Raw genomic sequence first — 25,249 nt, 5'->3', positions numbered from 1 at the left:
TGCTCGCTCCTTGCTGGGTGGGGCACGTTCGCCGTCTTGCAGCATCACGCGTTCAATGCGGCTTGCTGCTTGTGCGTGACGGCGATGTCGCGGAAGTTGCGGAGCAGATCGAGGCCCGCAGCGGTGTAGACCGACTCGGGATGGAACTGCACGCCGTGGAGGGGCCGTTCTGTATGCCGAATGCCATGCACGATGCCGTCAGCGCCCCATGCGGTGAGCTTGAAGGGCGGCTTCACCTGCTTGACCACCAACGAGTGGTAGCGAACCACGCGCAGGTTCTGCGGCAGCCCTTTGAATACACCGTCGTTGTCGTGCTGGATGGCGCTGACCCGGCCGTGCACGGGCTCGGGTGCATGAACGATGTCCATGTCGTGCACATGTGCCATACATTGGTGCCCGAGGCAGACACCGAGCACGGGCACCTGCGCTTCCTTGATCAGGGCCACGCTGAGGCCCACATCCTGTGCCCGCGCAGGTGTGCCGGGGCCGGGCGAGATGATGATGCAGTCGTAGTCGTCGAGATCAAGACTGGCGCGCGGCACCGTGTTCAAGACCACGGTCGGTTCTCTGCCGCACACCTCTCCCATGTATTGGTACAGGTTGTAGGTGAAGGAGTCGAAGTTATCGACAATCAGCGTTTTGCACATACTGTTCTCCCGGCATCGTCAAATGGCGTAACCGCGTTCGGCAAACAGCTGCCGGTTGGTTTCGACGTCAAGAACGCCGATCTGCCGAATCAGGCGAAGCAGTCGCGACGTTGTTTTTTGCCTGGCTTGTGTGTGGTAATCGGTGAACGCCTGCTCTGAATCCGCCAGGACAGGGCCGATTTCATCCGGCAATAAACCGCAAGCCTGCAGAACCTGTCTCTCGGCGTGTCGCTCCGGATCGACGTGGAGATAGTCTTCCAGAAAATGTGGGAGTGCCGCGCCCAATTGCATTTGGGTGTCTTCCGATAAATGTGGCCACCGTGCTTTCATCAGCTCGGCGAAATAACTCGAATGGCGCCCCTCGTCGCGTACGTGATCTTTCATCACGGTCGCGAACGACTTGACCACGTCTTTTTCCCGGCCCATGTTGGCCACTTCTTCGGTCACGACGTTTTCAGCGAGGGTGACGGCCAACAACTCGAAATCGGGATGGAGTTCGACGGGCAGTACAGCGGCAGCCCTTTCGACCGCATCGATTTTTTGAGTGCTCTCCGGCGGGTGCACTGGCGCAATACCGCTTTGCTGTTTGAACTGCAGGATGTAGTCGAGCGCGACGTGCGCGTGGTACCCCTCGTCGATGACCACCGTGAGCGCGTCCAGCTTGTGCTGATCGTCGATGCCGTCGGCGTTCCGGTGCAGGACGGCCAGGCTCGCCCGAATGACCAGCTTGGTCTCCATCAACGCGATGTTGTACAGAAATTGGTAGGCGGCCTGCGCGAGGATGAAGGAGCGAACGTCCGGGCCTTTCGATCGCACGATCGGATGGTCGACGATAAAGCTGCGTGCCGTGGGATAGACAAGTTCAGTGTTCGTCCCGGAGGGCGCGAAAATCCTCGGCGTATGGCGGACGGTCGCTTTTGCGTACCACGAATCCGTGGTGTCATCCCGAGGCGTGCATTCGCCGAGCATATGCGGTCCTCCGACAAGGCCAAAGCTGGCCGGGCCCGGTGATCGAAAATGATCGACCGGAGACTTGAAAAAGTAACGATGACCGGTGGGTCCTGTACTGCTACAGGCGGGCCTGTACTGCCGGAATACGTCGCGGCCAAGCGAAAGCGGCGTGGCGACTTTTGTCCCCGGCTTGCTTGGAAATTTTTTTGAAACGCGACTGTTGACGTAACGGTACGGTTTTAGAAGGTGCTTTACCAGCTGGCAGACCTGACAGAAAGAGGGTCGACTATCGAAATGTAGATTTCGATGCGAATCAAATTTCTATCGATTTCCGCAATTATTCATGCGGGCGTCATACAGGTGCCCGGCGGTGTGTCGACGCTGGGTGGTTGACGCTCAACAACTCCATTTGGCCGTATGTGAACTCGAACGGACACGGATGCCTGCTGAAGCAGCGGGCAAGGTCTTGCCGTCGGGAGGCGTCGCGAGTCGCAGGGAGGCGGCGGAAGGTACCCCTTGTTGTCAACATCGAATCAAAACGGACCCAGTGCCGGGCCGAAGCGCATCTGATCTCCCCCTGAATCTCCCCCAAGAGAGGGAGTGGCCGCGGCGGGGTCCGCCCGTGCCAGCCGCCCGCGCAAGGTCGGGCTCGGCCTCCCGGATCGGGAGCAAGGCGAGGATGAAGAGACAGCAGAGGCATCTTGCGCTCTTCCAACAGGGCCTCGCGCTCTGCTGAGAGAGCGTCGAAGCTCACGCGGCGGCATTCCCTCAACTCCGCGCCAGACCCTTCATCAGCTCGATCCCATTGCGCATACGATGCCCATGGATCGCCGCCGCCGTGGCGGCCGATCGCGCACGCGCCGCCCTGCGGGACGCAAGTTGGTGAAGTCGTCCGGCACCCGCGGGGCTTGTATGCACGTCTGTCCAACTCAGGAGAACCAGATGGTCAGCAAGAACACGATTTGTCTTTGGTACGACGGCACCGCATTGGACGCCGCCAAGTTCTACGCCGAGACGTTCCCCGACAGCACGGTGGGCACTGTCTATCGCGCGCCTGGCGACTACCCCGCGGGCAAGCAGGGCGATGTCTTGACGGTCGAGTTCACGGTCATGGGCATCCCTTGTCTCGGCTTGAACGGAGGCCCCGCGTTCAAGCACAACGAGGCTTTCTCGTTCCAGGTGGCGACCGACGACCAGGCCGAAACGGACCGCTTGTGGAACGCGATTGTCGGCAACGGCGGCCAGGAAAGCGCCTGCGGCTGGTGCAAGGACAAGTGGGGACTGTCGTGGCAGATCACGCCGCGCGCCTTGATGGCCGCCATCGCCGATCCGGATCCCGCCGCGGCCAAGCGTGCGTTCGAGGCCATGATGGAGATGACGAAGATCGACATCGCTGCGATCGAAGCCGCTTTGCGCGGCTGACGGGCCCCGTCGTCCATTCCCAAAACAGGTTGCAGCTGCATCGCGGCGCGGTCGAGATGCCCATCGACGGCTGCGGCCACGACCGAGATGCACCCCCGTCATGCGAGGCCCGCGACTCGTCGCGACCTCTCGGATACCCGAAGGTCCGCCGCACCGCAGCTCTCCACGGGGCTGTCTCGGTTGACGCTGCAGCCCAACCCGTTACACTGACCTGCATGGCGACCTTCAACGCAATGTCATCCCGCAGGTACGAGCTTTCGCTCGCGCTCGCTGTGGGCATCGACAGCCGTGCAGGCCGACCGCCGGCCGCACATCCTTAAGCCCGGCGGTCGCCTTTCTCTCTCCCTCCCTCAAGCGCAAACCTTCGACCGCCGGGCCCTGGTCCGAGCGCAGTTCGTTGCCTTAGCGGCAACATTTGAAGGAGCGCTGCCATGTCGGCCAAGCCCAACGAACTTGTCATGCACAAGTTCATGTCCTCTTCCCAGACCGAACGTATCCTCACCGAGCTGGACGCCGTTCGCATACGACGGCTGCTGCGAAGGCTCCAACCGCCCGCCGGCATCTGCGAGACAGTTGAGCTTCTGCTCGACACCGCCACTGTCGTGCCGTCGGCGCGCGTGCCCGCCGACGTCGTGACCCTGCATGCGCAGGCGCGTCTGTCGAGTGGGGCAGGGCTGCCGCGTCATGTCGTGACGTTGTGCCATCCCGCGGCCGTCGATGCGGCACATGGGTTCATCTCCGTGTTCTCTCCGCTCGGACTTGCATTGCTCGGCCTGCGCGAGGGCGACGTCGTGGAGTGGGCAACGCCTCATGGGTCGTTCCTGTCCTCGAGGCTGGAAGAAGTCCTCTTCCAGCCGGAAGCGAACGGCGAGTTGACGCGTTGAGCCGACTGCGAGTGCGCTCAAGTACGGCAGTGCAGCAGTGCCTGCCGATTGCAAACTCACTGAAAGGACACTGAAATGACGAAGCGCCCTTCGTCCGTTCTGGTCGCGTGCGAGTCGCCGCAGGGAGTCAGCCATGCCATCCGTCGCGGGGCTTCGGTTGCCAGCCAGCTGCGAAAGCCACTGACGCTGTTTCACGCGATACCGGCTTTACCCGGGTCACCGTTTCAGGAGCTGCCGGGCAGCAGCAGGTCGGTCCAGGCGGCGATCGACACCGCCAACGCGATGATGAGCGATACCGCCAGGAAGCTACGGACCGATCTCGGAATCGACACGGACACGTTCGTCGCGGTCGGGAACTGCATCGACCTGCTGCTAGGCCTTGCCGACACCTGCGACTTGCTTGTCGTCGGCGTGCGCGGCAAGAGGGCGCTTGCGGACAGAGTGCTCGGCACCGCAACCGAACGTATCGTCCGGCTGTTCCCCAAGCCTGTTCTGCTCGTCAGGAACCAGACGAGCGACCGGTACAAAACAGTTCTCGTGCCCGTGGACTTCGAGGCCGGCTCGCTGGCCGCTGCACAGGCCGCACGCGAATTGGCGCCGGACGCCAAGGTCGAACTGCTCCATGTGGTCGGTCCTCAATGCGAGTCGCCGGAGCGTGCAGCGGCGGCTCCGCGCGAGCACATCGTCGCGCAACAGGACCGTGACGAGACCACCGCGCTGTGTCGTCTGCAGCGTCTTGCGTTGGCGCTACCGGCGAGCGCAGGCTTCACGACAAGCATTGCGCACGGCGTGCCCTCGGAGGCGTGTCTTGCCAGGCAGAAGTCGGGGAACTTCGGTCTGGTGGCCGTCGGGCGAGACGGCAGCGCCACGCTCGGCAACTTCTTGCTCGGTCGTGTGGCGGCGCCGGTCATCTGCAACGCTGGCTGCGACGTTCTTGTCGCGCCTCGCCGTCGAAGTGCCGTCGTGCGTGCAGCCGCTACGGCGCACTCGCCGCCTCGCTGCGCGTCGCAATGAGGACGTTTCCCGCTGACGCGGCGATCACCGTGTTCGTCACGCTGCCCAGCAGAAACTCCTCCAGAGCACCGCGGCCGTGCTTGCCGATGACGATCAGATCGCAGTCGTGCTCCTGCTCCTGCCGGACGGTGGCCATCCACGGGTTTCAGTGTTGAACACGGCAGGTACTGCGGCGGCGTGCGCGGCATCGCGCAGCGGCCCGGCGATGTGCGGGAACTGCGACGGGCGCTACGCAATGAGGGTGGTCTTGCTCACCTCGTTGCTTCCGCGGACATAGACTCGGCCCATGTCGTTGTTGTTGCTGCTTCTATTGCCGTTTGCCGGCGCGCTGGTCGCGGCGCTGCTCCCCACCAGAGCTCGTAACGTGGAGTCCGCCTGGACCGGCCTTGTGATGCTGGCCAGCGTGGCATCGGTGGCGTCGTTGTTTCCCACCATAAGCGAGGGTGGCGTGATGGTCGAGCGGGTGCGCTGGCTGCCCAGCCTCGACCTCGACCTCGTCGTGCGCATCGACGGTTTCGCCTGGATGTTTGCGATGCTGGTGACGGTCATCGGCAGCCTGGTCGTGCTGTACGCCCGCTACTACCTGTCCGAAGACGATCCGGCGGCCCGCTTCTACTCGCTGCTCCTCGGCTTCATGGGGGCCATGCTCGGTGTGGTGGTGTCGGGCAACCTGGTGCAGCTGGTCCTGTTTTGGGAACTCACCAGCCTGTTCTCCTTTCTGCTGATCGGCTACTGGTACCACCGCAAGGATGCGCGCCGGGGCGCCCGCATGGCGTTCACGGTGACGGCCGCGGGAGGTTTGGCGCTGTTGGCCGGGGTGCTGATCCTGGGTCACATCGTGGGCAGCAACGACCTCGGCGACGTGCTCGCCGCCGGTGACCTGGTTCGCACCCACCCGCTGTATCCGCTGGTGCTGGTGCTGGTGCTGCTCGGAGCGCTGACGAAGAGCGCGCAGTTTCCGTTCCACTTCTGGCTGCCGCGGGCGATGGCCGCGCCCACGCCGGTGTCCGCTTATCTACACTCGGCCACTTTGGTCAAGGCGGGCGTGTTCCTGCTCGCGCGGCTGTGGCCGGTGCTGTCGGGCACCGACCTGTGGTTCTGGAGTGTCGCTGGTGCGGGTGCCGCGACGCTGCTGCTGGGCGCCTACGCCGCGATGTTTCAGAACGACCTCAAGGCCTTGCTGGCGTACTCTACCGTCAGCCACCTGGGGTTGATCACGCTGCTGCTGGGGCTCAACAGCGACCTCGCGGCCGTCGCGGCGGTGTTCCACATGATGAACCACGCCACGTTCAAGGCGTCGCTGTTCATGTCGGTGGGCATCATCGACCACGAGACCGGCACCCGCGACATGCGACGCCTGGACGGCCTGCTTCGCTTCATGCCCTACACCGGCGCGCTCGCCATGGTGGCCTGCGCGGCGATGGCCGGTGTGCCGCTGCTCAACGGCTTTCTGTCCAAGGAAATGTTCTTCGCGGAGACGGTGTTCATCACCGGCCGGCCCTGGCTCGAGTACGGGCTGCCTGCGCTGGCAACCCTCTACGGCGTGTTCGCCGTGGTGTATTCGCTGCGTTTCGGGCACGACGTGTTCTTTGGCCCGGCGCCGGTCGGGTTGCCGCGCGCTCCCCATGAGCCCCATCGGTGGATGCGCGCGCCGATCGAGTGGCTGGTGCTGACCTGTTTGGTGGTGGGCATCGCGCCGCAGTGGGCGATCGGCCCCGCGCTCGAAGCCGCGGCCCGACCGGTGGTGGGCGGCACATTGCCGGTCTACAACCTGGCCGTCTGGCACGGCTTCAGTGCGCCGCTGGCGATGAGCGTCGTGGCGCTGGCCGGCGGTGTGCTGTTGTACTTGCCGTGCGCCGCGTGGTTCAAGCGTCGCGGGCACCGGGGTGTGCCGCTGCTGCGGCGGTTCGAGGGGCAGCAGATCTTCGAGAACGGGCTGGCCCGCGTCAACCTGTTGGCGCGCTCGCTGCTGAGGCTCCTGGGCACGCGGCAGCTGCAAGCGCAAATGCTGGCGCTGGTCGTCGTCGCCGGGGCCGCGGGGCTGGGATCGGCGCTCATCGTGCCGCTGGAATGGGGCGACCGCGAGCGGGTGCCGGCCGATGCCGATTTCGTCCTTCTGTGGGTGGCAGGCGCGGCGTGTGCGGTGGGCGCCGCCTACCAAGCCAAGTTTCACCGGCTGGTGGCGTTGATCCTGTTGAGCGGCGTCGGATTGGTGGTGTGCATCACGTTCGCGTGGTTCTCGGCGCCCGACCTGGCCTTGACGCAGCTCGCGGTGGAGGCCGTGACCACGGTGCTGTTCCTGTTGGGGCTGCGCTGGTTGCCCCGTCGTATCGAGCAGGACGACCCGCGCACCGCACCGCGGGCCGCATGGAGGCGCCGCCGCGACCTCGCGCTGGCCGTGTGCGTGGGCACCGGCCTGGCAGCGCTGTCGTACGCCATGCTGACGCGCACTGCGCCCCAGAGCATCTCGCCATTCTTCCTGCAGAACGCGCTGCCGGCCGGGGGCGGCACCAACGTGGTCAATGTGATGCTGGTGGACTTTCGTGCCTTCGACACGCTGGGCGAGATCACCGTGCTCGCGGTGGTGGCCCTCGCCGTGTTTTCCCTGCTGAGGCGCTTTCGGCCGCCGCGCGAGACGGTTGAGCTGCCGCCGCAGCAACGTGCCGTGCCGACCGGCGTGCGCTCAGATCTGGTCCAGCCCCGAGCTGACGGTGACGACGAGCGGGGCTACCTGATGGTGCCCGCCGTGCTGGTGCGACTGCTGTTGCCGGTGGCGGGCGTGCTGGCGCTGCACCTGTTCCTGCGCGGGCACAACGAACCGGGCGGCGGTTTTGTGGCAGGTCTGGTCATGGCGGTGGCGCTGACGGCCCAGTACATGGTGGGCGGCACGCAGTGGGTGGAGGCACGCACGAACTTGCGACCCTCACGCTGGATCGCCGTCGGCCTGCTGCTCGCCCTCGCCACCGGGTTGGGCTCGCTCATCGTCGGGTATCCCTTCCTCACCAGCCATACCGCGCATTTCAGCCTGCCCGTCATCGGGGAGCTTCACCTGCCGAGCGCATTTTTCTTCGACCTGGGCGTGTTCGCTGTCGTGGTCGGCGCGACGCTGCTGCTGCTGACGGCGATTGCCCACCAGTCTTTGCGGGCGCAGCGCCGCCCGGAACGTGTCGTACCTCAGAAGAAAGGAACGCCCTGATGGAAGTCGTGATCTCGCTGGCCATCGGTGTGCTGACCGCCGCGGGCGTGTGGCTGGTGCTGCGGCCGCGGACCTTCCAGGTGCTGATGGGCCTGTCGATGCTGTCTTACGCCGTCAACCTGTTCATCTTCAGCGTGGGCAGTCTCGCGATCGACCGCGAGCCGATCGTCAAGGCCGGGTTGCAGCCGAACCTGGTCGATTACACCGACCCATTGCCGCAGTCCCTGGTGCTGACGGCCATCGTGATCGGCTTCGCCACCACGGCACTGTTCCTGGTGGTCTTGCTGGCGCTGCGGGGGCTGACCGGCAGCGACCACGTCGATGGCCAGGAAGAGCGGCCATGAGCGGATTGGACAGTTCCGGCTGGTCGATGGCGCAGGTGATCCTGCTGCCGGTGCTGCTGCCGCTCGCAGCCGCAGGCCTGATGGTGGGCCTTGGCGTGCAGCGCCGCCGCGCCCATGCTGCTCTCGGGCTGCTTTCCTGCACCGCGATGGTCGTCGCGGCGGTCACGCTGCTGCTGTGGGTGGATGGCCAGCACGCGCCGCGTGCGTTCGGTGTCTATCTGCCCGGCAACTGGCCGGTGCCGTTCGGCATTGTGCTGGCGGTCGATCGTCTTGCAGCGCTGATGCTGCTGCTGAGTGCCGTCACCGGGTTGTGCAGTCTGCTGTTCTCGCTGTCGCGCTGGCACCGCGCGGGCACGCACTTCCACCCGCTGCTGCAGTTGCAGCTGATGGGCCTGAACGGCGCCTTTCTCACCGCGGATCTGTTCAATCTCTTTGTGTTCTTCGAGGTGCTGCTGGCGGCGTCCTATGGCCTGCTGCTGCACGGCGGCGGCGGCAACCGGGTGCGCGCCGGGCTGCACTACATCGCCATCAATCTGTTCGCGTCACTGCTGTTCCTGGTGGGCGTGTCCTTGCTGTATGGCGTGACCGGCACGTTGAACATGGCGGACATGGCGGCCAAGCTGGCCGCGGTGCCGGACAGCGACCGCGGCTTGCTGCATGCCGGCGCCGCGTTGCTGGCGGTGGCATTCCTCGCCAAGGCGGCGATCTGGCCGATGAACTTCTGGCTGCCGCCGGCCTATGCGGCCGCGAGCACGCCCGTGGCAGCGCTGTTCGCCGTCATGACCAAGGTGGGTGTCTATGCGGTGCTGCGCTTGTGGACCCTGTGCTTTCCCGCGACGGCCGGAGATTCGGCTCTGTTCGGCAGTGAGGCGCTGGTGTGGGGTGGCCTCGTCACGCTGGGTTTCGGCACCATCGGCATGCTCGCTTCGCACAGCTTCGCGCGGGTGGTTTCGTTCAGCATCATCGCTTCCTCCGGCACCTTGGTGGCCGCCACCGGCTTCGATGATCCTGCGCTGACAGCCGGCGCACTGTTCTACCTGGCCAGTGCCACGCTGGCCGGCGCCGCGATGTTCCTGCTCGTGGAACTGCTGGACAGGGCCCGCAGGCTCGAGGCCGACCCGCCGTCCATGCCGGTGGTCGACGGCCGTCTGCCCGGTTTTGCCGAGCCGGACGCAGAACCTGTGCCGGCCGACGCCAACCTCGACGACCTCGCGGTGCCGCTGATCGGCCGGGCCATCCCGGCGGCCGTCACCTTCCTCGGGCTGGCCTTCCTGGTGGGAACGCTCGTGCTGGCGGGGCTGCCGCCGCTCTCGGGCTTCGTCGCGAAGCTGGCCATGCTCTCGGCGGTGCTCGCGATGCCGGCTCAGATCGGCACCGCCAGTGCCGGGGTGGTGCTGTTCGCGCTGCAGATCCTCTCCGGGCTGTTCGCCGTCATCGCGCTCTCTCGCGTGGGCCTGCGCGTGTTCTGGAGTCCCGAGCAGCGGGGTGCTCCCGAGCTGAGAGTGGCCGAGTCGCTGCCGGTCGCGGCGCTGCTCGGGCTGTGTGTCGTGCTCGTCATCGGCGGCGAGTCCGGGCTGCGCTATATGCGCGCCACCGCGGCGTCGCTGCACGATCCGCAAGGGTACATCGGTGCCGTGATGGCCGCCCGGCCGGTGCCGACCCCCACCGAAAGAGGCACCTTGCCGCGGTTCGGAGGCAGCCGATGAAACGCTGGTTCCCGTCGCCCGTGCTGTCGCTGGCGCTGCTTGCCATGTGGTTGCTGCTCAACCGCTCGCTCTCGCCAGGCCATCTGCTGCTGGGCGTGCTGGTCGGCTGGTGGATGCCCTTGCTGATGGCACCGCTGCGGCCGCCCGCCGGCCCGCTGCGACGGCCGAAAGTGCTGGCCCGCCTGGTGCTGGCGGTTGGCGCCGATGTGATCCGCTCGGCCGTCGAGGTCGGCCTTGGTGTGCTGAAGGCGGGCCGCAGCCCACCACGCGCTCGTTTTGTCGTGGTGCCGCTGGACCTGCGCGATCCGTTCGGGCTGGCGGCACTGGCCGTCATCACGACGGTGGTTCCCGGCACCGTCTGGACCGAGTTGGCGCGCGATCGTAGCGAGCTGCTGCTGCATGTCTTCGACCTGCAGCATGACGAGGAATTCATACGCCACTTCAAGGCGCGTTACGAGCAACCGCTGAAGGAGATCTTCGAATGAGCCCTTTGCTTTCCGGCGCCGTCGCCGTCACCCTCGGGCTGTATGCCGTGGCCATGCTGCTGGCCCTGGTGCGTGTGTTGCGTGGCCCGCGCGCCCAGGACCGCGTGCTGGCGCTCGACTTCATGTTCATCGTTGTCCTGCTCGTGATGATGGTGCTCGCGATCCGTTACGACAGCCGCATGTACTTCGAAGGTGCATTGCTGATCGCGTTGTTCGGCTTCGTCGGTTCGTTCGCCATGGCCAAGTTCCTGCTGCGCGGCGAGGTGATCGAATGACGTCGTTCGCCGATGTCGTCGTGGCCGTGCTGCTGCTGGTCAGTGGCATCGCGGTGGTCGTGGCGGCGCTCGGGCTGGTGCGGTTGCCCGACTTCTTCGTTCGCATGCACGCGCCTGCGCTGGCCTACACCCTGGGCAGCTGGTCCGTGGCGGTGGCGACCATCGTCCACTTCTCGGCTCACGAGGGGGTGCTGTCGCTGCATGCCTGGTTGATCGCCATCTTGCTGGCGATCACGGCCCCGGTCACGACCGTCCTGTTGGCGCGCGCCGCGGTCTTCCGTCATCGTCAGGCCAAAGAGGAAGTGCCGCCGCCGCTGACCGGCGCAGGGGGCTGAGCACGGCACACCGGCGTCGATGGTCCGGCCCGCCGCCGATCCGGGCGTCAGCCCAACTGGAGCCGCCGAGTTCACCTTGGCAACCGGGAAAGACGGCAGCCCTCAAGTAGGGGCACAAACTGCCGATATTCCTGCCTTGCGAAGGGCACGTAGGCCCAGCGCCCGGGCCAAGGTGCGCAACAAATCAGGATCGCGATGTCATTTCTTAAGCTGAATCAACTGTCGATCGGTCGACGTCTCGCCTTCGGGTTCGCGAGTGTCATCTTGATGCTGATCGGGGTCGCAGCCATGAACAGTGCTGAATTTCGCAGCATTGCGTCACGCTTGCGCGAGACCAACGAGGTGAACGACCCCAAGACGGCTCTGGCCCACGAGATGCTCAACCAGATCAACGTGCTGGCGGTGCAGGCGCGCACCATCACGCTCATCATCGACGTGAAGGAGCTCGAGGCCGAGGTGGCCGTGTTGAAGCAGGCGCACGCTCAGTACGTGAAGGCCGAGCAGGCGCTGGGTGAGCGGATCGAGGCCAGCGGGTCGGACGCAGAGCGCCAGCTGATGCAGGCGCTGCGCGAGTCGGCGAAGCAGACGCTGCCGCTGGTGTTGCGTGCCGCCAAGGAAGGTGAGGACGGTGCCAGCGCCGCCGCCACCGCCACACTGCTCAACGAGGTCAGGCCGAGTGAAGCCGTGTGGCGACGCAAGGTGGCCGAGCTGATCGCGCTCGAAGCCGAGCTCAACCAACAAGCCTATCAGTCCGCGCTGGACAGCCAGCAACGTGCGCAAGCGGTCGCCGGCCTGGTGGTCGTGCTCGCGGTGCTGGCCGGCAGTTTCCTGGCCTGGGGGATCACCCGCAGTGTCAAGGGGCCGGTGGACCGTGCCATCCGCGTGGCCGAGCGCATCGCGAAGGGCGACCTCAGTTCCTCGGTGCAGGTGGAGTCGGCGGACGAGATCGGCCGCCTGCTCGCCGCGATTGCGACGATGCAGGATCAACTGCGCGGTCTGGTGGGCGAGATCCGGCTGTCAGCGGACAGCATCGAGCTGGCCAGCGCCGAAGTGGCGAGCGGCAACCAGGACTTGAGCACGCGCACCGAACGTGCCGCCAGCGGCCTGCAGGTGACGGCGTCTTCGGTCGAGCAACTGACGGCCACGGTGCGCCAGAACGCCGATGCTGCGAAGCAGGCGAACCAGCTGGCCATGTCCGCCTCTGCCGTGGCGGTGCGCGGCGGAGAGGTGGTGGGGCAGGTGGTGTCGACGATGGACGACATCGATGCCAGCTCCAAGCGGATCAACGACATCATCGCGGTGATCGACGGCATCGCCTTCCAGACCAACATCCTGGCCCTGAATGCCGCCGTCGAGTCGGCGCGAGCGGGCGAGCAGGGGCGGGGGTTTGCGGTGGTCGCGGGTGAGGTGCGCTCGCTGGCGCAGCGCTCGGCCGAGGCGGCGAGAGAGATCAAGGTCCTCATCGGCAGCTCGGTCGAGAAGGTCGAAACCGGCTCACGCCTGGTGCAGGACGCCGGCACGACCATGCACGAGATCGTGACCAGCGTCCAGCGGGTCACGGACATCATCGCGGAGATCACCGCTGCCTCGAACGAGCAGTCCGGGGGGATCGGGCAGGTCAACCAGTCGGTGAACCAGCTCGAGCAGATGACCCAGCAGAACGCGGCACTGGTCGAGCAGTCGGCCGCCGCGGCCGCCAGCCTGCGGGAGCAGGCGGGGCGGCTCAGCGGCCTGGTGTCCACCTTCCGCCTGCAGGAAGAACGGACCAGCGCGCTGCGCTGACACCGGGGCTTGCGGCCGGCGCCAGCGGCGTCCGGCCACCGAAGATCGATCGAGGAGAACAAGGATGAGTCGGATCACGTGGTCGCGCCTGGTGCGATCCACCGCAGCGCTCGCGCTGCTGGCGCCGCTGGCGTTCGCCAGTGGCTCCGCGGGGGCCGCCACCATCCGTGCGGCTTGCAGCGGCATCGGCGTGGAACTCGAGCTGTGCAGGACGGCCACCGAAGTCTGGGCTGCGAAGACCGGCAACACGGTCGAACTGGTGCCCGTGCCGAGTGAGGGCAGCGCGCGCCTGGCGTGGCTGCAGAAGATGCTGGACGCGAAGTCGGACAAGATCGACGTGGTGCAGCTGGATGTCGTGCAGGTCGGCTCGCTGCGGGACCATCTGCTGGATCTCAAGCCCTACAGCAAAGGCGTCGAGAAGCAGCACTTCGCGGGGATGGTGGCCAACGGCACGGTGGGCGACAAACTGATCGCCATGCCCTGGTTCATCGACGCGGGGCTGCTGTTCTACCGCAAGGATCTGCTTGAAAAATACCAGCAGGACCTTCCGAAAACCTGGGAGCAGCTGACCAAGGTCGCCGAGCACATCCAACGCGCCGAACGCGCCGCCGGACAAAAGGAACTGTGGGGATACGTGTGGCAGGGCCGTGCTTACGAAGGCCTGACCTGCGACGCGCTGGAGTGGCTGAGCAGCTTCGGAGGCGGCACGCTGGTCGACGAGACAGGCAAGGTGACCTTGGGCGGCACGGCGGCAGTCAATGCGTTGACCACGGCCGTCTCCTGGGTCGGCACCATCTCCCCGCCGGAGGTGCTCACCTTCAGCGAAGAGGAATCGCGGCGAGTGTTCCAGAACGGCCACGCGGTGTTCATGCGCAACTGGCCCTACGCCTGGGCACTGGCCGAAGCCGCCGACAGCCCGATCAAGGGCAAAGTCGGCATCGCGATCCTGCCGAAAGGCAGCGGCGACGCCGCGCGCCATGCCTCGACCCTGGGCGGACAGCAGCTGGCGGCGTCGAAGTACTCCAAGAACCCGGCACTCGCCGCCGACCTGTTGCTGTACCTGACGAGCGCCGAGGTGCAGAAGCAACGGGCCGTCAAGGCGTCCTATAACCCCACGCTCAACGACCTGTACCGCGACCCCGACGTGAAGGCGTCCAACCCCTACCTCGGCGCGCTGATGCGCAGCTTCTTCGCCACCGTGGCGCGCCCCTCCAGTGCGACGGGGTCGAAGTACAACGACGTCAGCGCCGAGTTTTTCACCACCGTGCACGAGGCGCTGGAGCGTCGCATCAAACCGGAAGAAGCGGTGAGCCGCATCGAGTCGAAGTTGCAGCAGTTGCAGCGCGCCGGCTGGTGACGTCACGACCGCGCGGCACCGGCCACCGGGACGGACAGGCCGACTGCGGCGCGCGGGAGCGCGGGGCTCTCAGCCCTGGTCCGCGTGACGAACCCACACGGTCTCGCTGACGAACAGCACTCGCGCATCGCCGAGTGCCGCGTCCGTGTCCTGGAGCGCGGCAAATGTTTGCAGTTCCGCGAAACCGACCCGCCCGTCGAGAGAAACCTCGCGGCAGTGGCCCGGCAGCCGGGCAGTTCCACGCACGACCTCTACAAACAGCTGCAGGACTGAGGCGGCCGGCGCGGCGGCCCTGCCCGCCATTCCCCTGAGTACAGATCCGGTCAGCCGTTCCTGCCCCGGGGCGAAAGCGCGCCAATGCGCTCGATGCACGTTCGATTGCTACCGGCGGCCCAGCTGTCGCGGTGATCGTCAATACCGTGCAGGTAACCGGCAAGCCAGTATCGGAAATCGTCAAATAAGTATTGCCTGGCAGCACCCCATTCGCTATATCTCCGGCGCATTTTGTTGCCATTAATGAAGATTGCTGAGGATTGCTAATTCTCAGCTGTGATAAGGGCTGCCGGTCCATTACGTTATAAAAGGAAACGGCGTGGCGCGGTAAGCCATTCGTAAGGCGCCATTCCTAGACTTTGCCGGAACTTATTAATAAAAGAGAGGAGACGCCTTTCACCGGTTTTCTTTCGGCCGTCGTGTGCCGGTACCGTTGAAGGTAATAGCGGCAACCCTGTCAGGAGCTGTGGCAGAAGGCGAATCGTTTTCATGCGGCTTTTGTGGTGATGGGGTCCGTCTCTATTACAGAGAGGAGGCCGTGCGCCCGCATGGCTTGAATCGATCCGGTTGGTGGTGAACAGAAAGCAGGCAGTATTTGCTTGTTGACTCCCGAGTGGATCAAACAAATATTCCCGCTCACCTGAATTGACCATGTACACCCACGCAGTCGAATCGGCGGATGCCGAGAAGCGCCCGTCGCGGGCGCCTACCGCTCTTCCACTGTCCTCGGTGCAACAGGCGATTTGGTTCGACCAAATCCTCGCGCCGGAATTGCCTCACTACAATATTGGCTGTTTGTCGCGGATTGACGGCCCGGTGCATATCGAAGCGCTGGCTCAAGCGCTTCGACAAGTGGTCGAACAGCACGATGTGTTGAGGACGGTGCTTCGTAGCAAGGGCGCTATCCCGGAACAGGAAGTGCTTCGGCAGGTTGAACTTCCACTCACCATCGTCGATTTCTCCCACGAGCCGGACGCCGAAAATCTCGCCGAAGATTACGTGCGACAGGCATTCGGCAAACGTTTCCCGTTGACCGACCATCTGCTGTGGGACGCCCGTATCGTCCAGGTCGGCCCGGCCCGGTTCTATTGGCTGCACTTCTTCCATCACCTGATCATGGACGGATACGGCACTGCCCTGGCTTTTCAGTCCGTGCGCAGCGAATACAGCCGTATCGTCGCGGGGGAGGCAGGCGCTGCGCAAACGGGTCCTTCCTACGTCGATTTCGTGGTTGAGGATCAGGCCTATCTGGCCTCTGCGCGGCACGAGCGGGACCTGAGCTTCTGGCGTCAACGCTTCCCGACCTTGCCTGCCCCTCTGCTGCCGTGCGGTGTGCTGGAGGGGGCGCCCGAGGTTCGCGGTCGCGACGCGGTGGAATGGCCCCTCGAGCGCAGCCTGTTCGAGCGGATCGCCGAATTCTCGGCCCGCCACGGCTGCTCGACCGCGCATTTCATGTTCGGCCTCGTCTATGCCTATTTCGCCCGCACCACCGACGTGGAGGAAGCGGTCATCGGTGTGCCGGTCCACAACCGCAGCGGTGCCGCGCAGCGCCAGACGCTCGGGACGTTTTCCTCCGTCATACCGGTCGGCATTCGGGTCGACCGGCAGGCGGGCTTTGTGGCGTTGATGCATGCGGTGGCCGAGGAGCTGCGGCGCTGCTACCGCCACCAACGTTGCCCGGTCGCCGAGATCAAGCGGCAGTTGGGGCTGGGGCAGGACCGCCGCTCACGCTTGTTCGATGTGAGCGTGTCGTTCGAGCCGGTCGAGGGCGGCGGCCAGTTCGGCCCGGCTCGGCAATATTGCAGCGGCCTGCAGTTTTCGCGCACACCGCTGGAGATCGTGGTGCGTGACACCCACCAGATGGGCGATGTGCGAGTCGAGTTTCATCACGACGAGCGCGGTTTGCCTCGAGCCGAGGTCGAGCGGATGCGGGAGCGCATGTCCTTGATGGCGCAGGCTGTCCTCGACGGTGCAACAGCGGCCCTGAAGGACCTGCCGTTCATGACCGCGGAGGAGCGTCAGCTGGTGTTGCACGGCTTCAATGCGACCGCCCATCCCTACCCCGATGACAGCCTCATCCACGAGTTGTTCGAAGCGCAGGTGCGGCACAGGCCGACGGCAACAGCGGCCGTCTTCGAAGGAGAGCGCCTGAGCTATGCCGAGCTGAACGCGCGGGCCAATCAACTCGCGCGCCATCTCCGCACCTTCGGCGTGGGCCCTGACACCCTGGTGGCGCTCTGCGTGGAACGCTCGCTGGAAATGGTGGTAGGTGTGCTGGGCATCCTGAAGGCGGGCGGCGCCTACGTACCGCTGGACCCAGCGTATCCGAGCGAGCGCCTGCAGTTCATGCTGGACGACGCAGCGCCGCGTGTGCTGGTCACGCAGCAGCGGCTGCGCGGTGGCCTCAGGACGCAGGCGCCCGTGGTTGCGCTCGACGCCGACTGGCCGGCCATCTTCGATCAGGACGACGCCGACCTGGAGCCCGCCGCCATCGGTTTGCAGCCGCATCATCTCGCCTATGTGATCTATACCTCGGGCTCGACCGGCAAGCCCAAGGGCGTGATGGTCGAGCACCGCGGTGTGTGCAATCTGGCGGCGATGCAGATCCGCGAGTTCGACTTCGGTCCTCATCGGCGCGTGCTGCAGTTCTCCTCGCTGAGCTTCGACACCTCGGTCTGGGAATACACGATGGCCTGGGCCAACGGTGCCAGTTTGCACCTCGCCTCACGCGAACGTCTGTTGCCCGGGCAAGCGCTGCTGGACACCCTCAGAACGGAGCAGATCACCCACGTGATCCTGCCGCCGGCGGCTGCCGCGGCCTTGCCGCGCGGCGGTGTTCTGGACAGTCTCGTCGCCCTGGTGGTCGGCGGCGACGTTTGTCCCGCGGTGTTGCCGCAACAATGGGGGCAGCAGCGGCGCTTCTTCAACGCCTATGGGCCGACGGAGACGACGGTCTGCGCGACGACCTACTTGTGCGACCCGCAAGACCCGCGCATGCCGCCGATCGGGCGACCGATCGCCAACACCCGCATCTACATCCTCGACGAGCAACGCCGGCCGGTGCCCGTCGGCGTGACGGGGGAGCTTTACATCGGCGGCGTCGGGGTGGCGCGTGGCTATCTGGGGCGGCCGGAGTTGACGGCCGAGCGTTTCATTGCCGACCCGTTCAGCTCTCATGCACAGGCACGCATGTATCGGACCGGCGACCTCGGGCGCTGGCGCTCCGACGGCAACATCGAGTACCTGGGCCGCAACGACCATCAGGTCAAGATCCGGGGCTTTCGCATCGAGTTGGGGGAGATCGAAACCCAGTTGAACACGCAGCCGCAGGTCAAGGACGCCGTCGTGATCGCCCGCGAGGACACACCGGGCGACAAGCGGCTGGTGGCCTACGTGATCGCCCAGGAGCCAGGCGCGGTGCTCGTCGATGCGCTGCGCGCCCACCTCAAGGCGGTGTTGCCCGAGTACATGGTGCCCAGTGCCTTCGTGGTGTTGGACAACCCACCGTTGACGCCCAGCGGAAAAGTGGACCGCCAGGCACTGCCGGCGCCGGACTGGAACTCGCTGCAAACCCAGCAATTTGAAGCCCCTCGAGGCGCTGCCGAGCAGGCACTGGCGGCGATCTGGCAGGAGGTGCTGCAGATCGAGCGCGTGGGGCGGCACGACAGCTTCTTCGCGCTGGGCGGGCACTCGCTGCTGGCGGTGCAGTTGATCGAACGGCTGCGACAGGCGGGGTGGCAGGCCGAGGTGGCAACGGTCTTCAATCACCCGGTGCTGGTCGACCTCGCAGCCCGCCTGGCGCGCGACGGGGCCACGGTGGCCCGCGTGGCACCGTGCCTGATCGAGGCGGGGTGCGAACACATCACACCGGAGCTGTTGACGCTGGTGGCGCTGGAGCAGTCGGAGATCGACACCATCGTGGCGAGCGTGCCGGGCGGGGCCCGCAACGTACAGGACATCTATCCGCTGGCGCCGCTGCAGGAAGGCATCTGGTTCCACCACATGCTCAACGGGCACCAGGACGTGTATGTGCTGCCGGCGTTGCTGTCGTTCGACAGCCGGGAGCGGTTGGACGCCTTCGCGCGAGCGCTCCAGTCGGTGATCGATCGGCATGACGTGATGCGCACCGCGGTGGTGTGGCGCGGGCTGAGCCAGCCGGTGCAAGTGGTGTGGCGGCAGGCCGACGTGAGCGTGCAGACGCTGCAGCTGCAGGCAGGCGAGGATGCGCAGCAGGTGCTGCAAGGGCGCTTGGAGCGAGGCGAGCTGTACCTCGACCTGCAGCAGGCGCCACTGGTGCGGCTGGAAGCGGCGGCCGACCCGGCGCGCGGGCGCTGGCTGGTGCTGCTGCAGCTGCACCACATCGTCAACGACCACGTGTCGCTGGACATCGTGCTCGAGGAAGTGGCGGCCCATCTGCAAGGGCGTGCCGAGCGCTTGCCGGAGCCGGTGGCGTACCGGAGCTTCGTGGCGCAGGCGTTGCTGCAGGCGCAGCAGCACGACGCCGAGGAGTTCTTCCGTGCCAAGCTGGGCGATGTGCAGGAGCCGACGGCACCGTTCGGGCTGCTGGACGTGCGCGGTGGCGGGCAGCGCCTGGAGGAAGCGCGGCGCGAGGTGGAGGCCGAGCTGGGCCAGCGGCTGCGCGGCCTGGCGCAAGGCCTGGGGGTGAGTGCGGCGACGCTGTTCCACGTCGCCTGGGCGATGGTGGTGGCGCACTGCAGCGGGCGCGACGACGTGGTGTTCGGCACCGTGCTGCTGGGGCGCCTGCAAGGCGGGGTGGCCGGCGCCGACCGTGCGTTGGGCATGTTCATCAACACCTTGCCCTTGCGGCTGCGGCTCAAGGAGGTGACGGTGCACGAGGCGGTGCAGCAGGCGCAGCGCGAGCTGGTCGAACTGCTCGCGCACGAACAAGCCTCGTTGGCCCTGGCGCAGCGCTGCAGCGGCGCGTCGCCCTTGTTCACGGCCATGCTGAACTACCGCCACAGCCGCGAGCAGTCGCATGCCCGGCTGGGGCCGGGCGTCGAGGTGCTCGTCGCGCAGGAGCGCAGCAACTATCCGTTTTCGCTGATGGTGGACGACCTGGGCGATGGCTTCGTGCTCAACGCGCAGGTGGATTGCAGCGTCGGTGCCGCCCGCGTGACCGCGTACATCCACACCGCGCTGGAAGGCCTGGCGCACGCCTTGGCAGCGCAGCCGCAGGCGGGCCTGCTCACGCTGCCCATCCTGCCTCTCGAAGAGCGCCGACAGGTGCTGCAGCATTTCAACGCCACCCGTTGCGACTTCCCGGAGGAGCGGCTGGTGCACCAGTGGTTCGAGGCGCAGGCCGCCCAGACACCCGATGCCGTGGCGGTGAGGGATGACGTGTGCCAGCTCAGCTACCGCGAGCTGAACGCGAGAGCCAACCAGTTGGCGCGTTACCTGCGAGCACACGGCGTCGGCCCCGATCGGCGGGTCGCCATCTGCACGGAGCGCAGCGCGGGCTTGATCGTCGCGCTGCTGGGCGTCTTGAAGGCCGGGGGTGCGTATGTGCCGCTGGACCCCGGTTATCCGGCCGAGCGGATCAACGACATGCTCGAGGATGCCGAGCCCACGGTCATCCTGACCGAAGCCCGCCTGCAAGCCGCGCTGGCCGGCAAGGCAGCGCACGTGGTGGCGCTCGACGCCCAGTGGCCGGAGATCCTGCTGCATCGGGAGGCCGATCTGGAGCAGCACGAGGTGGGGCTGCTGCCGCGGCATCTGGCCTACGTCATCTATACCTCCGGCTCCACGGGCCGCCCCAAGGGCGTGATGATCGAGCACGCGGCGTGGCTCAACTACCTCCAGTGGGCGGTACGAGCCTATGAATGCCATGCAGGTGAGGGGGCCGTGGTGAGCTCCTCGATCGCATTCGACGCCACCATCACCAGCCTCTATACGCCGCTGCTGTGCGGCCGCACCGTGGTGCTGGTGCGCGACGGCGACGAACTGGCGGGCCTGGAAGCCTTGCTGCGCCAAGGCAAGGCGTGGTCGCTCATCAAGATCACACCGGCGCATCTGGACGCGCTGGGCCGGCGTCTGCAGGCGAATCCGGCGCCGTGCGCCGTGCGGGCCTTTGTCATCGGCGGCGAGGCGCTTGCGCCTGCCACGGTGGCGCTGTGGCGCGGCATCTGTCCTCAAGCCCGCTTGATCAATGAATACGGGCCCACCGAAACCGTGGTCGGCTGCAGCGTCTACGAGTTGCCTGCCGACACGAGCGACCTCGTCACCGTGCCGATCGGCCGCCCGATCGCCAACACGCAGATCTACCTCCTCGACGAGCGCCGGCAGCCGGTGCCGATCGGGGTGCCGGGGGAGATCTACATCGGCGGCGCCGGTGTCGCTCGCGGATACCTGAACCGGCCGGAATTGACCGCCGAGCGTTTCGTGCCGGACCCGTTCAGCGAGGTGCCGAACGCGAAGCTCTACAAGACCGGCGACCTGGGCCGCTGGCGGGCCGACGGCCATCTCGAATACCTCGGCCGCAACGACCATCAGGTCAAGATCCGAGGCTTCCGCGTCGAGCTCGGCGAGATCGAAGCGCAGCTGGCGCGCCATGAGCAGGTGAAAGAAGCCGTCGTGATCGCGCGCGAGGACGTGCCAGGGCACAAGCGGCTGGTGGCTTACGTCACCGTGCAAGGCGAAGCTGCTCCCGGCGTGGCGCAACTGCGCTCGACCTTGAAGGCGGTGTTGCCCGAGTACATGGTGCCCGCCGCCATCGTGATGCTGCCATGCTTGCCGCTGACGCCCAACGGCAAAGTGGACCGGCAGGCCTTGCCGGCGCCGGACCTGAGCGCCTTGCAGGCGCGGCAGTACGAAGCGCCGGTGGGTCGGGTCGAAGCCGTGCTGGCGGCGATCTGGCAAGACATCCTGCAGGTCGGGCAGGTCGGTCGGCACGACAACTTCTTCGAGCTGGGGGGGCACTCGCTGCTGGCAGTGCAGTTGATAGAGCGGCTGCGTCAGGCGGGGTGGAAGGCGGAGGTCGCCAGCATCTTCATGCGTCCCACACTCGCGGAGCTGGCGGCCGGCCTGACGCCGTTGGTGTCGGTGCCCTGTGTGGCACCGTGCCTGATCGAGGCGGGGTGCGAACACATCACACCGGAGCTGTTGACGCTGGTGGCGCTGGAGCAGTCGGAGATCGACACCGTCGTGGCGAGCGTGCTGGGCGGGGCCCGCAATGTGCAGGACATCTATCCGCTGGCGCCGCTGCAGGAAGGCATCTGGTTCCATCACATGCTCAACGAGCAGCAGGATGTGTATGTGCTGCCCGCGTTGCTGTCGTTCGACAGCCGGGAGCGGCTGGACGCCTTCGCGCGAGCGCTCCAGTCGGTGATCGATCGGCATGACGTGATGCGCACCGCGGTGGTGTGGCGCGGGCTGAGCCAGCCGGTGCAAGTGGTGTGGCGGCAGGCCGACGTGAGCGTGCAGACGCTGCAGCTGCAGGCAGGCGAGGATGCGCAGCAGGTGCTGCAAGGGCGCTTGGAGCGAGGCGAGCTGTACCTCGACCTGCAGCAGGCGCCACTGGTGCGGCTGGAAGCGGCGGCCGACCCGGCGCGCGGGCGCTGGCTGGTGCTGCTGCAACTGCACCACATCGTCAACGACCACGTGTCGCTGGACATCGTGCTCGAGGAAGTGGCGGCCCATCTGCAAGGGCGTGCCGAGCGCTTGCCGGAGCCGGTGGCGTACCGGAGCTTCGTCGCGCAGGCGTTGCTGCAGGCGCAGCAGCACGACGCCGAGGAGTTCTTCCGTGCCAAGCTGGGCGATGTGCAGGAGCCGACGGCACCGTTCGGGCTGCTGGACGTGCGCGGTGGCGGGCAGCGCCTGGAGGAAACGCGGCGCGAGGTGCATGCCGAGCTGGGCCAGCGGCTGCGCGGCCTGGCGCAAGGCCTGGGGGTGAGTGCGGCGACGCTGTTCCACGTCGCCTGGGCGATGGTGGTGGCGCACTGCAGCGGGCGCGACGACGTGGTGTTCGGCACCGTGCTGCTGGGGCGCCTGCAAGGCGGGGTGGCCGGCGCCGACCGTGCGCTGGGCATGTTCATCAACACCTTGCCCTTGCGGCTGCGGCTCCAGGAGGTGACGGTGCACGAGGCGGTGCAGCAGGCGCAGCGCGAGCTGGTCGAGCTGCTCGCGCACGAACAAGCCTCGTTGGCCCTGGCGCAGCGCTGCAGCGGCGCGGCGCCCTTGTTCACGGCGATGCTGAACTACCGCCACAGTGCAAATGCGGCCGGTCCGATGCCGGCCACCGGCATCGAGCTGCTGGCGACCCAGGAGCGCACCAACTATCCGCTCTCGCTGATGGTGGACGATCTGGGCGAGCGCTTCGAGCTCGGCGTGCAGGTCGACCGCAGCGTCGACGCCGAACGCGTGGCGGGGTACATGCACACGGCGCTGGAAAGCCTGGCGCGCGCCCTGGAGGCGCAGCCGCAAGCGCGCCTGCTGGCGCTGCCGATCCTGCCCGGGGACGAGTTGCAGCAAGTGCTGCAGGGCTTCAATGGCAACGACAGCACCGGTCCGGACGAGCGGCTGGTCCACCAGCTGTTCGAGGCGCAGGCTCGACGCTGCCCGGACGCGGCGGCGGTGGTGTACGGTGGCGACCGCCTGAGCTATGCCGACCTCAACGCGCGTGCCAATCGGCTCGCCCGCGAGTTGCGGGCGCAGGGCGTGGGGCCCGACACGCCGGTGGCGGTCTGCATGGAGCGCTCGCTCGAGATGGTGGTCGCCCTGCTGGGCATCCTGAAGGCCGGCGGCGCCTATGTGCCGCTCGACCCTGCCTATCCGACCGAGCGCCTGGAGTACATGTTGGCCGATGCTGCGCCGACGGTCGTGATCACACAGGCGCGGCTGCGCGGCCGGGTCGCGACCGCAGCGCGCGTCCTGGCGCTGGAGGCTGGCGGGCCACCGGTCGAGGCGCAGGAGGCGGGCGATGTCGAGGCGGCCTCGATCGGGTTGGCGCCGCACCATCTGGCCTATGTCATCTACACCTCGGGCTCGACCGGCACCCCCAAGGGCGTCGCGATGCCGCACAGCGCGTTGGTGAACCTGCTGAAATGGCAGCGCGCCGCGCTACGCTCGGGCAAGCCCCAGCGGACCCTGCAGTTCGCCGCCCTCGGCTTCGACGTGGCGTTCCAGGAGACCTTCACCACCTTGGCGACAGGCGGCACCCTGGTCATGATCCCCGAGGCCGTCCGGGGCGACCCGGTGGCCTTGGTCCGCTTGCTGCACGAGCAGGCCGTGCAGCGGGTGTTCCTGCCCTTCGTCGCGCTGCATCACCTGGCCGAGGCCATGGTGGCCTCGTCGCAGGCGCTGCCGTGCCTGGAAGACGTGATCACCGCCGGTGAGCAACTGCGCATCACGCCGGCCATCGCCGCGCTGTTCAAGTCACAGCCGGGCTGTCGCCTACACAACCACTATGGCCCCACCGAAAGCCATGTGGTCACGGCCTTGTCGCTGCCCGAGGAGGTCGAGCGGTGGCCGGAACTTCCCACCATCGGCACGCCCATCGCCAATGCGCGTCTCTACATCCTCGACGAGCGCCGGCAGCCGGTGCCGATCGGCGTGACGGGAGAGATCTACATAGGCGGTGTCGCGGTGGCGCGGGGTTACTTGAACCGGCCCGAGCTGACGGCCGAGCGGTTTGTCGCCGACCCGTTCAGCGCGGAACCTCAGGCGCAGATGTACCGCACCGGCGACCTGGGCCGGTGGCGCGCGGATGGCCAGATCGACTACCTGGGACGCAATGACGACCAGGTGAAGGTGCGCGGCTTCCGCATCGAGCTGGGCGAGATCGAGGCGCAGCTGGCGCGCCACGCGCAGGTGAAGGACGCGGTGGTGGTGGCGCGCGAGGAGGTGCCGGGCGAAAAGCGGCTGGTGGCCTACCTCACCGTGCACGAGCCAGGCCTTGTCACGATGGAAGGCCTGCGCGAGCACCTGTCGACGGCGCTGCCGGAGCACATGGTGCCCGCCGTCTTCGTGGTGCTCGAGCGGCTGCCGCTGACCCCCAACGGCAAGGTGGACCGGCGCGCGCTGCCGCCACCCGACGCCGGTCTGCTGCAGGCGCGGCAGTACCAGGCGCCGCAGGGCGAGCACGAAACGACGATGGTCTCGATCTGGCAGGAACTGCTCGGGTTCGAGCGTGTCGGCCGGCATGACAACTTCTTCGATCTCGGCGGCCATTCCCTCGTCGCCACCCGTTTGGTGACACGCATACGGGAGGTGTTCGCCGTGGAGCTGGCCCTTCTCGACGTCTTCAACCATGCGACCGTCGCCGCGCTGACAGCGCGGGTGATCGACGCGCAATTGAGCCAGTTCGACGCCTCGGACATCGCACGGGTGCTGGCCGCACTGGACGACCTGTCCGAGGCGCAGTTGCAAGAGATGGCCGGCAGCACCGCATAGGGCACGGCGACAGCGCGCCGTCAGCGCGGCGTCTGCAAACGCCCATCCAAGTGTGTATGAGCCGGCGGCCCCGACACGGGCCGCCGCAGCGGCGGCCTGCGCTTGTGCCAGGAGCCGCCGCGACCGACGAATCCAGGACGCAAGTCCGCAATACGAAAAATCAGGGGACAC

At 66.6% G+C, this 25,249-nt stretch carries 16 protein-coding genes; 13 read left to right on the top strand and 3 right to left on the bottom strand.

Annotated features, from left to right (window positions below):
• Positions 1-44 precede the first annotated feature (44 nt).
• Complete coding sequence (locus AAW51_RS30865) at positions 45-647, bottom strand: anthranilate synthase component II (RefSeq protein WP_047195535.1); 603 nt, start codon at positions 645-647, stop codon at positions 45-47.
• A gap of 18 nt (positions 648-665) precedes the next feature.
• Positions 666-1,616 (bottom strand): diiron oxygenase, encoded by a 951-nt coding sequence (locus tag AAW51_RS16895; RefSeq protein ID WP_047195534.1) that lies wholly within the window; start codon positions 1,614-1,616, stop codon positions 666-668.
• A 924-nt stretch (positions 1,617-2,540) separates the two neighbouring features.
• Here AAW51_RS16895 and AAW51_RS16890 point away from each other — a divergent pair.
• From AAW51_RS16890 to AAW51_RS28275, 3 genes are all read left to right on the top strand, one after another.
• Complete coding sequence (locus tag AAW51_RS16890) at positions 2,541-3,020, top strand: VOC family protein (protein ID WP_047195533.1); 480 nt, start codon at positions 2,541-2,543, stop codon at positions 3,018-3,020.
• Between the two features lie 431 nt (positions 3,021-3,451).
• Positions 3,452-3,904, top strand: coding sequence for a GreA/GreB family elongation factor (locus AAW51_RS16885; RefSeq protein ID WP_053013659.1), 453 nt, complete (start codon positions 3,452-3,454; stop codon positions 3,902-3,904).
• A 75-nt stretch (positions 3,905-3,979) separates the two neighbouring features.
• Positions 3,980-4,918 (top strand): universal stress protein, encoded by a 939-nt coding sequence (locus AAW51_RS28275; protein WP_053013658.1) that lies wholly within the window; start codon positions 3,980-3,982, stop codon positions 4,916-4,918.
• Here the strand turns inward: AAW51_RS28275 and AAW51_RS29325 are convergent.
• Entirely contained in the window at positions 4,881-5,054 is a 174-nt protein-coding gene (locus tag AAW51_RS29325; protein ID WP_083438360.1) for a universal stress protein, read from the bottom strand. The two genes, AAW51_RS28275 and AAW51_RS29325, sit on opposite strands and share 38 nt — an antisense overlap.
• Positions 5,055-5,204: 150 nt before the next feature.
• Here AAW51_RS29325 and AAW51_RS16875 point away from each other — a divergent pair, with 150 nt between their 5' ends.
• The 10 genes from AAW51_RS16875 (at position 5,205) to AAW51_RS16830 (ending at position 25,078) form a co-directional block, all read left to right on the top strand.
• A complete protein-coding gene (locus AAW51_RS16875; protein ID WP_047195532.1) occupies positions 5,205-8,114 on the top strand; it encodes a monovalent cation/H+ antiporter subunit A in 2,910 nt (969 codons plus the stop codon).
• Complete coding sequence (locus tag AAW51_RS16870; protein WP_047195531.1) at positions 8,114-8,458, top strand: Na+/H+ antiporter subunit C; 345 nt, start codon at positions 8,114-8,116, stop codon at positions 8,456-8,458. Before AAW51_RS16875 ends, AAW51_RS16870 begins: the two co-directional genes overlap by 1 nt.
• Complete coding sequence (locus AAW51_RS16865; protein WP_047195530.1) at positions 8,455-10,164, top strand: monovalent cation/H+ antiporter subunit D; 1,710 nt, start codon at positions 8,455-8,457, stop codon at positions 10,162-10,164. Before AAW51_RS16870 ends, AAW51_RS16865 begins: the two co-directional genes overlap by 4 nt.
• Positions 10,161-10,649, top strand: coding sequence for a Na+/H+ antiporter subunit E (locus AAW51_RS16860; RefSeq protein ID WP_047195529.1), 489 nt, complete (start codon positions 10,161-10,163; stop codon positions 10,647-10,649). The genes AAW51_RS16865 and AAW51_RS16860 overlap by 4 nt, the downstream gene beginning before the upstream one ends.
• Positions 10,646-10,924 (top strand): K+/H+ antiporter subunit F, encoded by a 279-nt coding sequence (locus AAW51_RS16855; RefSeq protein ID WP_047195528.1) that lies wholly within the window; start codon positions 10,646-10,648, stop codon positions 10,922-10,924. The genes AAW51_RS16860 and AAW51_RS16855 overlap by 4 nt, the downstream gene beginning before the upstream one ends.
• On the top strand, positions 10,921-11,259 hold the full coding sequence (locus AAW51_RS16850; protein WP_047195527.1) for a Na+/H+ antiporter subunit G: 339 nt from the start codon (positions 10,921-10,923) through the stop codon (positions 11,257-11,259). The genes AAW51_RS16855 and AAW51_RS16850 overlap by 4 nt, the downstream gene beginning before the upstream one ends.
• Positions 11,260-11,547: 288 nt before the next feature.
• A complete protein-coding gene (locus AAW51_RS31195) occupies positions 11,548-13,041 on the top strand; it encodes a methyl-accepting chemotaxis protein (RefSeq protein ID WP_269465144.1) in 1,494 nt (497 codons plus the stop codon).
• A 64-nt stretch (positions 13,042-13,105) separates the two neighbouring features.
• Entirely contained in the window at positions 13,106-14,398 is a 1,293-nt protein-coding gene (locus tag AAW51_RS16840) for an ABC transporter substrate-binding protein (RefSeq protein WP_047195525.1), read from the top strand.
• Between the two features lie 84 nt (positions 14,399-14,482).
• Entirely contained in the window at positions 14,483-14,671 is a 189-nt protein-coding gene (locus AAW51_RS30015) for a hypothetical protein (RefSeq protein WP_157359927.1), read from the top strand.
• Positions 14,672-15,322: 651 nt separating this feature from the next.
• Positions 15,323-25,078: a non-ribosomal peptide synthetase gene (locus AAW51_RS16830; RefSeq protein WP_053013657.1), complete on the top strand. Its 9,756-nt coding sequence runs from the start codon at positions 15,323-15,325 to the stop codon at positions 25,076-25,078.
• The last annotated feature ends 171 nt before the right edge of the window (positions 25,079-25,249 follow it).

Source organism: Caldimonas brevitalea (assembly GCF_001017435.1).
Classification (GTDB): domain Bacteria; phylum Pseudomonadota; class Gammaproteobacteria; order Burkholderiales; family Burkholderiaceae_C; genus Caldimonas; species Caldimonas brevitalea.
This window is presented reverse-complemented; position numbering and strand designations above follow the sequence as displayed.

Bases quoted from the DNA above. Each gene is read 5' to 3' on its own strand.
- AAW51_RS28275 (WP_053013658.1), top strand. From the start codon at position 3,980: ATGACGAAGCGCCCTTCGTCCGTTCTGGTCGCGTGCGAGTCGCCGCAG.
- AAW51_RS16860 (WP_047195529.1), top strand. From the start codon at position 10,161: ATGAAACGCTGGTTCCCGTCGCCCGTGCTGTCGCTGGCGCTGCTTGCC.
- AAW51_RS16875 (WP_047195532.1), top strand. From the start codon at position 5,205: ATGTCGTTGTTGTTGCTGCTTCTATTGCCGTTTGCCGGCGCGCTGGTC.
- AAW51_RS16870 (WP_047195531.1), top strand. From the start codon at position 8,114: ATGGAAGTCGTGATCTCGCTGGCCATCGGTGTGCTGACCGCCGCGGGC.
- AAW51_RS29325 (WP_083438360.1), bottom strand. From the start codon at position 5,054: ATGGCCACCGTCCGGCAGGAGCAGGAGCACGACTGCGATCTGATCGTC.
- AAW51_RS16865 (WP_047195530.1), top strand. From the start codon at position 8,455: ATGAGCGGATTGGACAGTTCCGGCTGGTCGATGGCGCAGGTGATCCTG.
- AAW51_RS16830 (WP_053013657.1), top strand. From the start codon at position 15,323: ATGTACACCCACGCAGTCGAATCGGCGGATGCCGAGAAGCGCCCGTCG.
- AAW51_RS31195 (WP_269465144.1), top strand. From the start codon at position 11,548: ATGAACAGTGCTGAATTTCGCAGCATTGCGTCACGCTTGCGCGAGACC.
- AAW51_RS30865 (WP_047195535.1), bottom strand. From the start codon at position 647: ATGTGCAAAACGCTGATTGTCGATAACTTCGACTCCTTCACCTACAAC.
- AAW51_RS16890 (WP_047195533.1), top strand. From the start codon at position 2,541: ATGGTCAGCAAGAACACGATTTGTCTTTGGTACGACGGCACCGCATTG.
- AAW51_RS16855 (WP_047195528.1), top strand. From the start codon at position 10,646: ATGAGCCCTTTGCTTTCCGGCGCCGTCGCCGTCACCCTCGGGCTGTAT.
- AAW51_RS16850 (WP_047195527.1), top strand. From the start codon at position 10,921: ATGACGTCGTTCGCCGATGTCGTCGTGGCCGTGCTGCTGCTGGTCAGT.
- AAW51_RS16885 (WP_053013659.1), top strand. From the start codon at position 3,452: ATGTCGGCCAAGCCCAACGAACTTGTCATGCACAAGTTCATGTCCTCT.
- AAW51_RS16840 (WP_047195525.1), top strand. From the start codon at position 13,106: ATGAGTCGGATCACGTGGTCGCGCCTGGTGCGATCCACCGCAGCGCTC.
- AAW51_RS16895 (WP_047195534.1), bottom strand. From the start codon at position 1,616: ATGCTCGGCGAATGCACGCCTCGGGATGACACCACGGATTCGTGGTAC.